Source organism: Kitasatospora sp. NPDC028055 (assembly GCF_040637885.1).
In the GTDB taxonomy this organism is placed as follows: Bacteria; Actinomycetota; Actinomycetes; order Streptomycetales; family Streptomycetaceae; genus Kitasatospora.
The window spans coordinates 12,316-27,329 of sequence record NZ_JBEZXE010000007.1 but is presented as its reverse complement, the minus strand read 5'-3'; the positions used below and the strand labels follow the sequence as shown (position 1 = coordinate 27,329).

Annotated in this window: 17 protein-coding genes; 10 read left to right on the top strand and 7 right to left on the bottom strand. The window is 74.1% G+C overall.

What is annotated here, in order from left to right; translation table 11 throughout:
• Positions 1-155: 155 nt before the first annotated feature.
• The gene (locus tag AB0F71_RS10975; RefSeq protein ID WP_360230878.1) at positions 156-785 is read left to right on the top strand and encodes a response regulator transcription factor; all 630 of its coding nucleotides are present in this window, start codon (positions 156-158) and stop codon (positions 783-785) included.
• Between the two features lie 31 nt (positions 786-816).
• Here AB0F71_RS10975 and AB0F71_RS10970 read toward each other — a convergent pair whose 3' ends face one another.
• Entirely contained in the window at positions 817-1,689 is an 873-nt protein-coding gene (locus tag AB0F71_RS10970; protein ID WP_360231292.1) for a transglutaminase-like domain-containing protein, read from the bottom strand.
• Between the two features lie 67 nt (positions 1,690-1,756).
• Positions 1,757-2,695 carry a GNAT family N-acetyltransferase gene (locus tag AB0F71_RS10965; RefSeq protein WP_360230876.1) on the bottom strand — a complete coding sequence of 313 codons (939 nt, stop codon included), beginning with the start codon at positions 2,693-2,695 and terminating at the stop codon, positions 1,757-1,759.
• A 207-nt stretch (positions 2,696-2,902) separates the two neighbouring features.
• Between AB0F71_RS10965 and fdxA the strand changes: the two genes are divergently transcribed.
• Complete coding sequence (gene fdxA, locus AB0F71_RS10960) at positions 2,903-3,229, top strand: ferredoxin (RefSeq protein WP_030287402.1); 327 nt, start codon at positions 2,903-2,905, stop codon at positions 3,227-3,229.
• Between the two features lie 20 nt (positions 3,230-3,249).
• The gene (dapC, locus tag AB0F71_RS10955) at positions 3,250-4,398 is read left to right on the top strand and encodes a succinyldiaminopimelate transaminase (protein WP_360230874.1); all 1,149 of its coding nucleotides are present in this window, start codon (positions 3,250-3,252) and stop codon (positions 4,396-4,398) included.
• Positions 4,399-4,509: 111 nt separating this feature from the next.
• Here dapC and AB0F71_RS10950 read toward each other — a convergent pair whose 3' ends face one another.
• Positions 4,510-5,313 (bottom strand): hypothetical protein, encoded by an 804-nt coding sequence (locus AB0F71_RS10950; RefSeq protein ID WP_360230873.1) that lies wholly within the window; start codon positions 5,311-5,313, stop codon positions 4,510-4,512.
• A 308-nt stretch (positions 5,314-5,621) separates the two neighbouring features.
• A complete protein-coding gene (locus AB0F71_RS10945) occupies positions 5,622-6,689 on the bottom strand; it encodes a hypothetical protein (RefSeq protein WP_360230871.1) in 1,068 nt (355 codons plus the stop codon).
• 145 nt (positions 6,690-6,834) lie between these two features.
• Here AB0F71_RS10945 and dapE point away from each other — a divergent pair, with 145 nt between their 5' ends.
• Both dapE and AB0F71_RS10935 read left to right on the top strand, forming a co-directional pair.
• Positions 6,835-7,911 (top strand): succinyl-diaminopimelate desuccinylase, encoded by a 1,077-nt coding sequence (gene dapE, locus AB0F71_RS10940; protein ID WP_360230869.1) that lies wholly within the window; start codon positions 6,835-6,837, stop codon positions 7,909-7,911.
• 112 nt (positions 7,912-8,023) lie between these two features.
• Entirely contained in the window at positions 8,024-8,833 is an 810-nt protein-coding gene (locus AB0F71_RS10935; RefSeq protein WP_360230867.1) for a TIGR00730 family Rossman fold protein, read from the top strand.
• Between the two features lie 53 nt (positions 8,834-8,886).
• Here AB0F71_RS10935 and folP read toward each other — a convergent pair whose 3' ends face one another.
• Positions 8,887-9,699, bottom strand: a complete 813-nt coding sequence (gene folP / locus AB0F71_RS10930; RefSeq protein ID WP_360231289.1) for a dihydropteroate synthase — start codon at positions 9,697-9,699, stop codon at positions 8,887-8,889.
• Between the two features lie 180 nt (positions 9,700-9,879).
• Between folP and AB0F71_RS10925 the strand changes: the two genes are divergently transcribed.
• Together AB0F71_RS10925 and AB0F71_RS10920 are read left to right on the top strand one after the other, a co-directional pair.
• Complete coding sequence (locus AB0F71_RS10925) at positions 9,880-10,308, top strand: DivIVA domain-containing protein (RefSeq protein ID WP_360230865.1); 429 nt, start codon at positions 9,880-9,882, stop codon at positions 10,306-10,308.
• The gene (locus AB0F71_RS10920) at positions 10,305-10,904 is read left to right on the top strand and encodes a DNA-3-methyladenine glycosylase I (RefSeq protein WP_360230863.1); all 600 of its coding nucleotides are present in this window, start codon (positions 10,305-10,307) and stop codon (positions 10,902-10,904) included. The genes AB0F71_RS10925 and AB0F71_RS10920 overlap by 4 nt, the downstream gene beginning before the upstream one ends.
• Positions 10,905-10,910: 6 nt before the next feature.
• On the opposite strand, the gene AB0F71_RS10915 is transcribed toward AB0F71_RS10920, so the two are convergent.
• The gene (locus AB0F71_RS10915; protein ID WP_360230861.1) at positions 10,911-11,711 is read right to left on the bottom strand and encodes an enoyl-CoA hydratase-related protein; all 801 of its coding nucleotides are present in this window, start codon (positions 11,709-11,711) and stop codon (positions 10,911-10,913) included.
• Between the two features lie 296 nt (positions 11,712-12,007).
• On the opposite strand from AB0F71_RS10915, the gene AB0F71_RS10910 reads away from it, so the two are divergent.
• Entirely contained in the window at positions 12,008-12,175 is a 168-nt protein-coding gene (locus AB0F71_RS10910; protein WP_014137929.1) for a DUF3117 domain-containing protein, read from the top strand.
• Positions 12,176-12,307: 132 nt separating this feature from the next.
• Here AB0F71_RS10910 and AB0F71_RS10905 read toward each other — a convergent pair whose 3' ends face one another.
• On the bottom strand, positions 12,308-12,940 hold the full coding sequence (locus AB0F71_RS10905) for a class I SAM-dependent methyltransferase (RefSeq protein WP_030287423.1): 633 nt from the start codon (positions 12,938-12,940) through the stop codon (positions 12,308-12,310).
• A gap of 174 nt (positions 12,941-13,114) precedes the next feature.
• On the opposite strand from AB0F71_RS10905, the gene sigE reads away from it, so the two are divergent.
• Positions 13,115-13,957: an RNA polymerase sigma factor SigE gene (gene sigE / locus AB0F71_RS10900; RefSeq protein ID WP_360231286.1), complete on the top strand. Its 843-nt coding sequence runs from the start codon at positions 13,115-13,117 to the stop codon at positions 13,955-13,957.
• A 101-nt stretch (positions 13,958-14,058) separates the two neighbouring features.
• Entirely contained in the window at positions 14,059-14,982 is a 924-nt protein-coding gene (locus AB0F71_RS10895) for a zf-HC2 domain-containing protein (protein ID WP_360230860.1), read from the top strand.
• Positions 14,983-15,014: the final 32 nt, after the last annotated feature.

Here is a 15,014-nt window from a genome sequence, read left to right as displayed (position 1 = left end):
AACCACTCGAATACCTTCCGCAGGCCTTGACGGAGAGTCCGGTGCGCCGGGAGAGGTCGCCGATCGAGTAGAGCGGTTCGCTGCCGTCCATGGGCACCACTGCGGGGTCTCCCCCTGCCGGAGGCTCAAGTCCCTCCCCCTCTAAGGTCGTGGCCATGGGTACTGCAGAGAACGGCCCCTCGATCCGCGTGCTGCTCGCCGAGGACCAGGGGATGGTCCGGGAGGCGCTGGCGGCGCTGCTCGGCCTGGAGGGGGACATCGACGTCGTGGCGCAGGTCGGCCGCGGGGACGAGGTGGTGGCGGCGGTGCTGGCGAACGAGGTGCAGGTCGCCGTGCTGGACATCGAGATGCCGGGGATGACGGGCATCGAGGCGGCCGCCGAGCTGCGCAGCCGGGCGCCGGGGACGCGGGTGGTCATCGCGACGACCTTCGGCCGCCCCGGCTACCTGCGCCGGGCGATGGAGTCGGGGGCGGACGCCTTCCTGGTGAAGGACGCGCCGGCGTCCGAGCTGGCCGAGGCGATCCGCCGGGTGCTGCGCGGCGAGCGGGTGATCGACCCGGTGCTGGCGGCGGCCGCGCTGGCCGAGGGCGCCAACCCGCTGACCGCGCGCGAGCGGGACGTGCTGGGCGCGGCCGCGGACGGCGCGGTGAACGCGGACATCGCCAGGCGGCTGCACCTGTCGGAGGGGACGGTCCGCAACTACCTCTCGATGGCGATCCAGAAGACCGAGGCCCGCAACCGCACCGAGGCGGTCCGGATCGCCCGCGAGAAGGGCTGGCTGTGACCGTCCGGGCAGAGGCCGGGTCAGCCGTCGGTCAGTTGAGCCGGTGGCGGGCCGCCCGGGCCTCCTGGCGGACCTTGGCGGCGGTGTCCGGGTCGAAGGCGTCCAGGATCCGCGCGTAGTCGTCCATCTCCGCCGAGCCGCCGAGGAAGTCGCCCATCCGCACCAGGAGTTCGGCCCGTTCCAGGCGAAGCTGGGCCGGGTGCCGGGGGAGCAGCAGGGCGAGTTCGGTGGCCCACAGCTGGGTGCGGGCCTGTTCGGGCCGGTCGGCGGCCCAGGCCCGGATGTTGCCGAGCACCCGCAGCACGATGTCCAGCGGCTGGGCGGGGGTGAGCAGCGCGGGGGTGAAGTCGTGTCCGGAGGCGGCGACCAGGCGTTCGACGTCGGCGGGGTCGAGCAGTCGCCCGCCGTGGAAGGGGTCGGCGAGGACGTACTCCTCGCCGCCGGCCGGGCCGCCGACCGCGACGATGAAGTGGCCGGGCAGGGCGATGCCGTGCACGGTGAGCCCGGCCCGGCGGCCGACGGCCGTCCACACCAGCGAGAGCATGATCGGCAGTCCGCGCCGGCGCCGCAGCACGTCGGGCAGCAGGGAGGACTCCAGCCGGCGGTAGTCGGACTGGCGTCCGTGGAAGCGCTCCCGGCCGCCGAGCACGGCGGCGAGCAGCGCGGCGGTCTCCTCCGGCCCGGACGGTGAGCGTTCGGCCACGGCGAGCCGGACGGCGGCCGCGTGCCGGTCGAGCGCGGCCTCGCAGGCGGCCAGCAGGGTGTCCACGCCGGGCGGCTCGCCCGGATCGCCCGGGTCGAGGACCGGGTCGTGCTCGGCGGCGGCGAGCAGGCAGAGCAGCACCGGGTCGGGCTGCTCGGAGCGGGCGGCGGTCCGGAAGCGGTCTCTGCTGTGCTCGGTCACGGTGACGGCGACGGCCTTCGTACGACGGACGGACAAGCGGACATACCAGGATGGAACGGTCGGTCGGCTACTCCTGGGGGAGGAGCGCGTAGTGGTAAGTGTGACTGGTCGTGAAGCCGAGTCCGTCATAGAGCGCCCTCGCACCGTCGTTCTCCGCCTCGACCTGCAGGTACGCGCCGCTCGCCCCCTCCTCCGCCGCACGGGCGGCGAGCACCGCCATCACCGTGGTCGCCAGTCCGGCCCGCCGGGCGTACGGCTGGACCTCGATCGCGCCGAAGCCGGCCCACGGGCCGTCGATGACGCAGCGTCCGATCGCCAGCGGCGGCTGCCCGGGGGCGCCGGGGACGCTGGCGAACCAGACCGAGGGCCCGCCGTGCAGTACCCGGCGGGCCGCCTCCTCCACGGCCGGGTCCCCGCTCACCCGCCGGTACAGCGACATCCAGTCGGTGTCCACCGTCCGGGCGAGCCGGACCCGCTCGTGCCCGGCGCCGGTCCGGGCGAGCGCGGCGAGCGGGGCGGTGCGCACCAGGGTGGGGGCGTACCCGGCGCCTAGCCGGTCGAGTTCGCCGCGCAGCTCCTCGGGCGAGCCGGGGCTAATTACCTCGACGTAGGCGGGCAGCCCGCGCGCCGCGTACCAGGACCGGACGGCGGCCAGGGCCTCGGGCAGCGGCACGCCGGGATCGCCGAGCGCCTGGACGGAGTTGGCCCGCCGGGTGAACCCGGCGGCCGCGCGCAGCGTCCACTCGCCGAGCGCCTCCTGCTCGACGGCCGGCCAGCCGCGCCCGGCGGTCCGCTGGAGTTCGACCGGCGTGGCGGCGGGCAGCGGCGCGCGCCGCGCCGGGAAGGGCGGCACGACCTTGCCCGCGACCAGCAGCTTCTCCGGGAAGCTCACCGGACCGCCGGAACGGGGCTCGACCGTGAGCCCTTGATCGTCCCACGATGTGAGCACGCCGATCACATCGCGGAACACCGGACGGTCGCCCACGAACTCCGAGAGGCGTCGCACGGAGACCCGAAGTCCCACGTCAGAGGGATCTATCCGGACTTCCGGGCGCCGTTCCAGCTGGTCTCGGGTCATGATCCGGCCACCTCCTGTGCATTTGCCTGCTCCGACCCGCGATACTAGGTGCGGGCATCGACGACGCCGCGCTCACACCGCGCACGGCAGCAGAACAGCACGGGCCACCAGGCCCTTCCGAGGAGGAACGACAGCGTGACCTACGTCATCGCGCAGCCTTGTGTCGACGTGAAGGACAAGGCGTGCATCGAAGAGTGCCCGGTTGACTGCATCTACGAGGGCCAGCGCTCCCTCTACATCCACCCGGATGAGTGTGTCGACTGCGGCGCGTGCGAGCCGGTCTGCCCGGTCGAGGCGATCTTCTACGAGGACGACACTCCGGAGGAGTGGAAGGACTACTACAAGGCGAACGTCGAGTTCTTCGACGACCTGGGCTCGCCCGGCGGCGCCTCCAAGCTCGGCCTGATCGAGCGGGACCACCCGTTCATCGCCGCGCTGCCGCCGCAGAACGCCGACCACTGACGATCGGTGGCTACTGAGCTGTGAACACCAACAGCACGCGCGCGCCGTTCCCGGGTCACCCGGGGGCGGCGCGCCGCGTTTCCGACCGGCTCCCGGTCTTCCCCTGGGACAAGCTGGAGCCCTACAAGGCCACCGCCGTCGCCCACCCCGGCGGCATCTGCGACTTCTCCGTCGGCACCCCGGTGGACCCGGTCCCCGAGCTGATCCAGAAGGCGCTGGCGGCCCACACCGACACGCCGGGCTACCCGACCGTCTGGGGCCCGCTGGAGCTGCGCGAGGCGATCGCCGACTGGCTGAACCGCCGCTGCGGCGCCGAGATCGGCCCGCGGGCCGTGCTGCCGACCGTCGGCTCCAAGGAGCTGGTGGCCTCGCTGCCGACCCAGCTCGGCCTCGGCCCGGGCGACCAGGTCGCCTACCCGCGGCTGGCCTACCCGACCTACGAGGTGGGCGCCCGGCTGTGCGGCGCCGAGCCGGTCGAGTACGACTCGGTGGACGAGCTGGACGGCTCCCGGGTGCGGCTGCTCTGGGTGAACTCGCCGTCCAACCCGACCGGCCGGGTGCTCGGCGCGGACGAACTGCGCCGCGCCGTCGAGTGGGCCCGGGAGCACCGGGTGCTGCTGGTCAGCGACGAGTGCTACTTCGAGCTGGGCTGGGAGGCCGAGCCGGTCTCCGTGCTGCACCCGGACGTCTGCGGGGCCGACCACGAGGGCCTGCTGGCCGTCCACTCGCTCTCCAAGCGCTCCAACCTGGCCGGCTACCGCGCGTCCTTCGTGGCGGGCGACCCGGTGGTGGTCGAGGAGCTGCTGGGGCTGCGCAAGCACGGCGGCATGATCGTGCCGGCGCCCGTCCAGGCGGCGACGATCGCGGCGCTCGCCGACGACGCGCACGTGGCCGAGCAGCGGGAGCGGTACGCGGCCCGGCGCTCGGCTCTGCGGGCGGCGCTGGAGGCGTACGGCTTCCGGGTCGAGCACTCCGAGGCGAGCCTGTACCTGTGGGCGACCCAGGACCGCCCGTGCTGGGAGACCGTGGCCGAACTGGCCGGGCTGGGCATCCTGGTGGCGCCCGGTGACTTCTACGGGCCGTCCGGCGCCGGCTTCGTCCGGGTCGCGTTCACCGCGACCGACGAGCGGGTCGCCGCGGCCGTGGAGCGGCTGGCCGCGGCGCGCTGACGGCGGCGCGCTGACGGCGGGTACGACGGAGGGGCCGGTGTTCCGAGACGGAACACCGGCCCCTCCCGCGCGTGCGGACCGCGGCGGGGGCTGCCGCGGTCGACCGCGGGTCTAGAGCGGCAGGCCGCTGATGCTGCCGCCGTTCACGCCGCCCAGCAGGCCGCCGACCGGGCCGAGCGAGTTGGTGAGGCCGGACAGCGGGTTGTTCGGGCCGAGGTCGGCGCCGCCGAGCCGGTTGGCCGAGCCGTGCTCGGCCAGGCCGAGCACGTCGGTGGCGGGCAGGCCGCCGGGCAGCGCGTGCTCGACCGAGCCGAGCGGCAGGGCGCGCTCCACGGCGCTGGTGGGCAGCGCGTCGGTGACGGCGCCGGTGCTGGGGACGGCTCCGGAGAGCTTGTCGGCACCGGGCAGCGCGTGGGCGAGCGCACCGGCCTGGCCGAGGCCGCCGACCGGGCTGCTGCCCGCGTTGGCGCTGCGGGTGCCCATGCCCTTGCCGGTGACGGCCTCGCCGAGCTTGCCCGCGAGCGCCGAGGCGACCTTCGGGGTGACGGCGGAGAGCTGGCCGGTGGTGGCGGCGGTCTGGTCCACCGGGGCGGTCAGCGAGCTGGCCTTCTCGTTCGCCTCGGGGAGCTGGTGGGCGACGATGTTCCCGGCGGCGTCGGCGGAGGCCGGTACGCCGGCGGCGACGGTGGCCGCGCCGGTGGTGCCGGCGGCCTGGCCGAGCTGGTGGGTGGTGTGCTGCAGGGTGGAACCGGTGTCGGTGTTGGTCAGCTGGCCCAGCGGCGCCGCGAGGTCGCTCTTGGGAAGCAGGGCGTCCCCGCCCAGGGCGGACGCGGAGCCGGCCGCGACCAGCGGGGTCGCTCCGGCGGCCACGACGAGCGCGGCCTGGGCGATCCGGCGCGTGAGGGGGTGAGACATGAGGCTCCTCGAAGGGGTCTGGGTCCGTCCCGTCCGCCGGGTGGACGTTCCGGGTGCGGACGGGACCTGGCGGACGACGTTGTTACCGCTTGAGAAGCCAGAAGGTTTCGGTCGGTGCAAGGAACGAGCCTGACCGACCATCGGATCGTATGACCGCAGCGGGCGCCCTTTCCGGCCTCGCGAGAGGGCGTCGGACCGGCCCGGGCAAGGGGAGTGACGGTTCTCCGGTCGGGGTCGCCGGAACGGGCGGCCGGTCCATCGCGGTTGACCGGAATCACCCGTCCGGCGGCTACCCGAACGTGAGTGCGTCAGCCTTTCCCGTACGGGGCCAGGGTGACCTGGACGAGCTTGGTCGAGGTCCCCGAGGTCTGGGTCTGCCAGCCGTCCTCGGACTCGGACTTGCGCCAGATCTTCCCGTCGTAGGCGACCGTCGCGATGCCCAGCTGCTGGGCCTGGGCGACCGCCCAGTGGGCCACCTCCCAGCCGCTGGCCCGCTCGGCGGGCGCCCCGGCGTCGGCCCCGGCGTCCGCCGAGGTGGTCAGCGCGGCGGCGGCCGGGTCCGGGGTCAGCGCGACGGCGTTCTCCGCGCCCTTGATCGTCGAGGCGTAGCCCGCCGCCGGGGTGACCGTCTTGCCGAACTCCCGGCGCACCCGGTCGGACAGCACCTGGGTGCGGTCCGGCTGCGCGGCCGGGGTGGCCGTGGCGCCCGCCGTCGGCGACGCCGAGTCGGCCGGGTCCGGTTTGGCGTAGTCCTTCACCACACAGCTGAACGACGCGGGCTCCCGGCCGGCCAGCGCCGAGGTGAGCAGGGTCGCCTTGGTCTCGTGCTTGGCGTATGCCTGGGGGTAGCCGCTCTTCTGCACCGCCTGGGCCGCGTCGGTCAGCGGCAACCGGGTGTAACCGGGCACCTTGACCAGACCGTCCAGGAACTTGTTGGTCGCGTACACCGGGTCCGCGATCTGCTCCGGGGTGCCCCAGCCCATCGAGGGCCGCTGCTGGAACAGGCCGATCGAGTCCCGGTCACCGCCCGCGAGGTTGCGCAGCTTGGACTCCTGCATCGCGGTGGCCAGCGAGATCGCCGTCGCCCGGTCCGGCAGGCCCCGCGAACGCGCCACCGCGGCGATCGTCGCCGCGTTGGCGGCCTGCGGCAGCTCCAGCGTGCCGCTGCCGGCGGCCGTCTTCACCGAGCACTCCTCCGTGGCGCCCTGCCGGAAACCGAACCACCAGATCCCGACCACCGCCAGGCCCGCGACCATCGCCAGGCCGAGCAGCCCGACCAGCACGAGCAACAGCGCACGGACCGGACCACGACGGCGGGGCGCCTCTTCGTCGCCCAGCTCGTCGCCCAGCTCCTCGCTGTTCCTTCTCCTGGCCACCGTCGCCCCTCTCGCGCCCGCTACTTGATCCGACACCGTACCCACTCGGACGGATGTGCGGCGCATTCCGGTTGCCGGTCCGTGGGCGTTCCACGTCACAGGACGACCACGCGGAGTGCCGATCCGACGGCACTAGGCTGACGTCATGAGCAGCCCGAACCCGACGCCCCTGGACCTGACCCTCGACGGCGGCACGCTGACCGCGCGCCTCGTCGACTTCCCCTCGGTGAGCGGCGACGAGCAGGCACTCGCCGACGCCGTCGAGGCCGCCCTGCGCGGCTACCCGCACCTGACCGTGGATCGCTACGGCAACAACGTGGTCGCCCGGACGAACCTGGGCCGCGCCGAGCGCGTCGTGCTGGCCGGCCACCTGGACACCGTGCCGATCGCCGACAACCTGCCCTCGTACGTCGACGGCGACCTGCTCTACGGCTGCGGCACCTCCGACATGAAGTCCGGCGTGGCGGTGGCGCTGCGCCTCGCCGCCACCCTGACCGAGCCCAACCGCGACCTCACCTACGTGTTCTACGACTGCGAGGAGGTGGAGGCCTCCCGCAACGGCCTCGGCCACCTCGCCAAGGACCACCCGGACTGGCTGGCCGCCGACTTCGCGGTGCTGATGGAGCCCAGCGGGGCCATGGTCGAGGGCGGCTGCCAGGGCACCCTGCGGGCGCAGGTGCGGCTCAGCGGCGTGCGCGCCCACGCGGCCCGCAGCTGGCTCGGCGACAACGCCATCCACCACGCCGCCGAGGCGCTCACCAGGCTCGCGGACTACCGGCCGCGCCGGGTGGAGATCGACGGCCTGGAGTACCGCGAGGGCCTCAACGCGGTGCGGATCGACGGCGGCGTGGCCGGCAACGTGATCCCGGACGAGTGCGTCATCACGGTCAACTTCCGCTACGCGCCGGACCGCAGCGAGGCCGAGGCGGAGAAGCACGTCCGCGAGGTCTTCGACGGCTTCGAACTGACCGTGACCGACTTCGCCCCCGGCGCCCTCCCCGGCCTGTCCCAGCCCGCCGCCAAGGCCTTCCTGGCGGCCACCGGCGGCCAGGCCCGGGCCAAGTTCGGCTGGACCGACGTCGCCCGCTTCAGCGCGCTCGGCGTCCCGGCGGTCAACTACGGACCGGGCGACCCGAACTTCGCGCACAAGCGGGACGAGCACTGCTCGCTGACCGCCATCGCCGAGACCGAGGACCGCCTGCGGGCCTGGCTGACCAGCTGACTCGACAGCGTTCGTGGTCGATCCGGAAGCCGGGCGAACGCCATCTTCCGGTTGCTTGACCGACCTTCCCCCGTTGCCTGAAATCGGGGGGAGGTCGGCGTAGGGTTCCGTCATGACAGGCACAGGAGACGACAGGCAGTACGGACACGGCCCCGAGCAGGTCGGCGTGCCGCGGAAGAAGAAGGCCTGGCCCGAGAAGCAGAAGGGCCCGGTGCTGGTACGCCGGGACCAGGTCGGCACCAGCACCACGGACCAGCGCCTGCTGGACACCACCGGCCCCACCGACTGGCTGCACACCGATCCCTGGCGGGTGCTGCGGATCACCTCCGAGTTCGTCGAGGGCTTCGGCGCCCTCGCCGAACTCCCGCCCGCGATCAGCGTGTTCGGCTCGGCCCGGACCCCGGCCGACTCGCCCGAGTACGAGGCCGGGGTGGCCATCGGCCGGGCCCTCGCCGAGGCCGGCTACGCGGTGATCACCGGCGGCGGCCCGGGCGCGATGGAGGCCGCCAACCGCGGCGCCACGGAGGCCGGCGGCCTCAGCGTCGGGCTCGGCATCGAGCTGCCCTTCGAGCAGGGCCTCAACGAGTTCGTCGACCTCGGGCTGAACTTCCGCTACTTCTTCGTCCGCAAGACGATGTTCGTGAAGTACGCCCAGGGCTTCGTGGTGCTGCCCGGCGGGCTCGGCACGCTGGACGAGCTGTTCGAGGCGCTCACCCTGGTGCAGACGAAGAAGGTCACCCGCTTCCCGGTGATCCTCTACGGCAGCGCCTACTGGGGCGGCCTCTACGAGTGGTTGAAGAACACCCTGGTCGCGCAGGGCAAGGCGGCCCCGCACGACCTGGAGCTGTTCCACATCACGGACGAGATCGACGAGGTCCTCAAGATCCTCGCGGACGCCCGCCGGCCCGTGAACGAGATCTAGCACGGGCCACGCGAGCGCTTCGGAGGCGGGCCGGGCGCCGATGAGGGCCGCGGCTAGGCCAGCCCCCGGCGGGCGACCGCCGGGGGGCGGGTGCCCCGGATCGAGGCGACCATGTCCAGCACCTGGCGGGTCTCCTCGACCTGGTGGACCCGGTAGATCCGGGCGCCCAGCCAGGCCGAGACCGCCGTGGTGGCCAGGGTGCCGAGCAGCCGCTCGTTCACCGGCCGGTCCAGGGTCTCGCCGACGAAGTCCTTGTTGGAGAGCGACACCAGCACCGGGAAGCCGGTCGCGGTCATCTCCGGCAGCCGCCGGGTCGCCTCCAGCGAGTGCCGGGTGTTCTTGCCGAAGTCGTGCCCCGGGTCGATGATCACCGCGTCCCGGCGGACGCCCAGGCCCACCGCCCGCTCGGCCAGCCCGACGGTGACCCGCAGGATGTCCGCCATCACGTCCTCGTACCCGACCCGGTGCGGCCGGGTGCGCGGCTCGGCGCCGCCCGCGTGGGTGCAGACCAGCCCGGCGTCGTACCGGGCGGCCACCTCGGCGAGCTTCGGGTCGACCCCGCCCCAGGCGTCGTTCAGCAGGTCCGCGCCGGCCTCGCAGACCGCCTCGCCGACCTCGTGCCGCCAGGTGTCCACGCTGATCACCGTCCCGGGGTGGCGCTTGCGCAGCTCGGCCACGAACGGCACGGTGCGCCGCAGTTCCTCCTCGACCGTGACCTCGTCGCCCGGCCCGGCCTTCACCCCGCCGATGTCCAGGACGGCCGCGCCCGCGGCCACGGCGCGGTCGGCGGCGGCGAAGGCGGCCTCGTCCGCGAAGGTCGCCCCCTTGTCGAAGAACGAGTCCGGGGTCCGGTTCACGATCGCCATGATCACCAGCTCGTCGTCACCGAATTCGCGCGGTCCCAGGCGCAGTGCCACCGATGTCTCCTCCACAGCTGCTGCGGGTGCGATGATGGCCCCCGGCCTCACTAGGGACCATGCTGTCATGATCAGCCCGGTTCCCTGGCCCCTCGGAGGAGGCCGACCGGGAGTTCGGGAGGACAGCTCGTGTTCTGGGTGATCGTGGTCGCCATGGCCGTGGTGGTCGGCGGCGCCGCGCTGGTTGCGCTCGGTGGGGGCGGCTCGATGCCGGAGGCGGTGCCGGACCGCATCGCCGCGCGGCTGCCGCAGGACCGCCCGCTGAGCAAGACGGACGTGGACGAGCTGCGCCTGCCGATGGCCGTGCGCGGCTACCGGATGGACGAGGTGGACGACGTCCTGGACCGCCTCGGCGCCGAACTCGCCTACCGCGACGCGCGGATCGCCGAACTGGAGGCCGCCGCCCAGCTGCGCGGCGCGGTCGAGGCCACCGGCGCCCCCGACCCGACCGCCCAGCCGCTGCCCGGCCTGGAGCAGTTCGCCACGGTGGTCGAGCCCGCCGTCGCGCTCACCAAGTCGCAGGCCCCCGAGGACGCGAAGCCGGTGGAGGACCGGTGACCGAGACGCCGGGTGGCACCGTGCTCGGCGCGGACGGCCTGCGCCGCTGCGGCTGGGGCGACTCCACCGACGACTACCGGGTCTACCACGACACCGAGTGGGGCCGGCCGGTGCACGGCGACGACGCCCTGTTCGAACGGGTCTGCCTGGAGGCCTTCCAGTCCGGCCTGTCCTGGCTGACCATCCTGCGCCGCCGGGAGGGCTTCCGGGCCGCGTTCGCCGGCTTCGAGATCGGCAAGGTCGCCGAGTTCGACGAGGCCGACGAGGAGCGGCTGCTCGCCGACCCCGGCATCATCCGCAACCGCGCCAAGATCCGGGCGGCGATCGCCAACGCCCGGGTCGCCCGCGACCTGGACGGCGGTCTGGACGCGCTGATCTGGCAGTTCGCCGCCGACCCGGACCGGCCGGCCCCCCGCACGATGGGCGAGGTGCCGGCCGTCACGCCCGAGTCGACGGCGCTGGCGAAGACGCTCAAGAAGGCGGGCTTCCGCTTCGTCGGCCCGACCACCGCCTACGCCCTGATGCAGGCCTGCGGCCTGGTCGACGACCACCTGGCGGACTGCCACGTCCGCACCGGCGGTCGCGGGGGCCGGTAGGGCCCGTCAGCGGCCGACGTACTTCGGCTTCTCCTTGGCGATGAAGGCGCGCACCGCGATCCGGTGGTCCTCGCTCTCCCCGGCCAGGGTCTGGAGTTCGTCCTCCTTGTCGAGCAGCTCGTCCAGCGAGTGCGAGGCGCCGTACGCCAGCGACTCCTTGACGGCGCCGTAGGCCACCGTCGGGCCCTCGGCCAGTTCGCGGGCGAAGACCCGTGCGGTGGCGGCGAGTTCGTCGCCCGGCACGACCTTGGTGGCCAGGCCCAGCTCCATCGCCTCGGCGGCCTTGACCGTCCGGGGCAGCATCAGCAGCTCGGTGGCCTTGGCGTGCCCGACCAGCCGGGGCAGCGTCCAGGACGCGCCGGAGTCGGCGGTCAGGCCGATTCCGACGAAGGCGGTGTTGAAGCCGGCCCGGTCGGACAGGATCCGGAAGTCGCAGGCGAAGGCGAGCGAGGCGCCCGCGCCGGCCGCCACCCCGCCCACCGCGGCGACGGTCGGCTTGCGCATGCCCGCCAGCGCGCGGGTCAGCGGGTTGTAGTGCTCGGCGACGGTCCGCAGCGCGCCCTCGCCGGTCTCCTCGAAGCGCTTGAGCAGCGCCAGGTGCTCGTTCAGGTCCTGCCCGACGCAGAACGCCCGCTCGCCCGCCCCGGTGAGCAGCACCGCGCGCACGGCCGGGTCCCCGGCGGCCTCGATAACGGCGTCCCGCAGCGCCACCTTGGTGGCCACGTCCAGGGCGTTCATCGCCTCCGGGCGGTTGATGGTGATGACGGCGAGGCCGCCGTCCAGCTCGTACAGCACGGAATCGGACATGGGTGAGGGCTCCCTCGACGGTCGTCACGCGGGTGGTCGTGCCAGGATGCCGGAGTGGAGGGCGGACTGGGGAGTGTGAGGTATCGCACCTTCCGGTGCCGTCAGCACCGCCGCCACGCCGGGGCTTTTGGTGCCGATTGCGGTGGTTGCTGCCGGTCCGGCCGTGGTTGCACCGAGAGTGATGTTGGTCATCAGGCCGTGGCATGCGGGATAATGGCTTCCGATCAATGCGTTCGATACCGGCGGTGGACGGACTGCCGGTGCGTAGCTGAGCGGTTGCAGGAAGGGGAACGAGCATGGCGGCCATGAAGCCGCGGACGGGTGACGGCCCGCTCGAAGTCACCAAAGAGGGGCGGGGCATCATCATGCGCGTTCCGCTCGAAGGCGGCGGACGTCTCGTGGTGGAGCTCACTCCCGACGAGGCCGACGCCCTGGGCGAGGCCCTGAAGAAGGCCTGCGGCTGACCGCAGCGTTCGCCGTCTCCTGGAGACGTACCGCCGGGCCCGGGCACGACGTCATGTCGGCCCGGGCCCGTGTGTTCTCCGGGGGCGTTCCCCCGGGGGCGGTTCCGGCGTCCCCGGCGGTCCCGGGGCTTCCTAGCGCTTCACGGCGCAGAGCAGCCCGTCCGAGACCGGCAGCAGCGCGGGCAGCAGGGCGTCGCTCTCCCGCACGTCCCGCACCAGGTCGCGCACCGCGCCGGTCTGCGGGTCCTGGAGCTCGGGCTCGGCGAGCCGGCCCTCCTGGAAGACCCCCTCGAAGCAGACCATCCCGCCCGGCCGCAGCAGCCGCAGCGACTCCAGCAGGTACTCCCGCGACTCGGCCGGGTCCCCGTCGCAGAACACCAGGTCGTACTGGCCGTCGGCGAGCCGGGGCAGCACCTCCAGGGCCCGGCCCGGTATGAACCGCGAGCGGTTGGCCGCGAACCCGGCCGCCTGGTAGGCCTCGCGGGCCAGCTGCTGGCGCACCGGCTCCGAGTCGACCGTGGTGAGCACGCCGTCCGGCCGCATCCCGCGCAGCAGGTAGACGCCGGAGACGCCGGTGCCGGTGCCGATCTCGGCCACCGCCTTGGCGTCCAGGGCGGCGGCCAGCAGCCGCAGGCAGGCCCCGCCGCTCGGTCCGATGGCCCGTATGCCGGTCCGCGCGGACTGGGCCCGGGCGTAGGTCAGCACCGCGTCCTCGCCCACGTAGGTGTCGGCGAGGGCCGCGCGCGCGGGCCCGAACTCGCTGATGGCTGCCTCTTTCGGAGCCCCGGGTGGCGGCCCGGTGCCGGAGGATGTCGATATTTCCTGCCACAGATTACTGGCCGGGCGGGAACCGCGTACGGCGGCGGGCCGTTGTCACTGACGACCGGGTGCGCAAGACCTCCCGGGCACTTTTATCCGGGCTTGACGGGTGAGGTGGATATGGTGGTGGCCCTGCTGGGCAGAAGAGCCGACCGAGGAGGTGTGGCCGAGGGCGACGTCCCTGTGCGGCGGCACTCCCGCGGCACCGCGTCGGCCCGTACGCCGAAGCCCGTGATGAACCAGCCTGCGCACTCCGACCTGGACCAGCCCGCCGCCGCCACGCCGGCCGCCGGTACCGCCGAGGCCCCTGTCCTCGCGACCTTCGCCGAGGGTCCCGACGCGCAGAGCTGGACTCCGCCCACGTGGGAGGAGATCGTCGAGGCGCACAGCGCCCGCGTCTACCGCCTCGCGTACCGGCTGACGGGCAACCAGCACGACGCCGAGGACCTCACCCAGGAGGTCTTCGTCCGGGTGTTCCGTTCGTTGTCGACCTACACCCCCGGCACCTTCGAGGGCTGGCTGCACCGGATCACCACCAACCTGTTCCTGGACATGGTCCGCCGCCGCCAGCGCATCCGCTTCGACGCGCTCGGCGAGGACGCGGCCGAGCGGCTCGCCTCCCGCGAGCCCAGCCCGGCCCAGCACTTCAGCGACACCCACTTCGACGCCGACGTGCAGCAGGCCCTGGACACCCTCGCCCCGGAGTTCCGCGCCGCCGTGGTGCTCTGCGACATCGAGGGCCTGTCCTACGAGGAGATCGCCGCCACCCTGGGCGTCAAGCTCGGCACCGTCCGCAGCCGCATCCACCGCGGCCGCTCCCACCTGCGCGCCGCCCTCAAGCACCGCGCCCCTGGCTCGGCCCCGGGCCGCGAGCGCCGCGGCGGCTCGGAGGAGCCGGTGCCGGTCGGCGTCGCTGCCGAGGTGGCGACGGCGCCGGGCGGGCGCGGACGGAGGCGATCGTGAGCGGAACCGGCTGGTCCGGTCCGGACCGTTCGGATGCGTCCGAACGGTCCTCGACCCGGCGGAGCTGGGCCCTGCCGGGCCGCCGTGCCGCTGCGGATCCGGTGGGTGCCGACCTCGGGGACCCGCTGCTGCCCGCCGTCCCGCTGCCCGCCGACACGGCGCTGCGCGCGCTGCCCGTACGGCCCGCCGAACCCGCGGCCGAGGAACACCACCTGGGCGACCGGCTGTCCGCCTTCCTGGACGGCGAACTCGGCCACGACTCCCGCGAGCGGGTCCTGGCCCACCTGGCCACCTGCCCGCAGTGCAAGGCCGAGGCCGACGAGGGCCGGTCGGTCAAGCACCTGCTGACCCGCACCGACACCCCCGGCCCCTCCTCCGCGCTGATGGCCCGGCTGATGGCCGTCGGCAGCCTCCCCGAGGACGCCCCGGCGGACGCCGGCCGGCCCCGCGGCCGGGACGACGACGACCTCCCCGGTGGCGGCCTGAACGCCACCGGGACGCTCGGCGGCAGCCGGCTGACCGGCGGCTCCTTCGGCCGCGGCGCCGGGGCCTCCTTCGGCGCGGGCGCGCTCGGTGCCGACACCCCGGTGCCCGGGGTCGACCCGCGCGCCTTCGGCCGCGGCTCGGTGCTGCGACCGCTCATCGGCCGGCGCACCGGCCGCCCGGAGGCCGTCGCCCGGCCCGACCGGACCGCCGCCCGCCCGCAGCCCGCAGCGGCCGCCCTGCGGCCCTCCCCGGCCCGCGGCCGCCGCCTGGTGTTCGCCGCCGCCGGCGCCTTCTCGGTCGCCGCGGTGACGCTCGGCGGCGTCGGCGTCGGCGGACTGACCCAGGGCGAGGAGCAGCACGGCACCACGGTCAGCCCGGTGGGCGGCACCAGCGGCCGGGGCGGCTACGTCCCGATGAACGCGCAGGTCCCGGTGGACTTCCCGGGCCGCCCGGTGGCCGCCACCCGCCCGGCGCAGCCGACCTCCTCCCCGGAGCGCTACCCGGGCAACGTCGCCGCCCTGCGCCAGCAGATCCGCTAGCTGATCGTCGCCGCGCCCCCGGCCACCGGCTG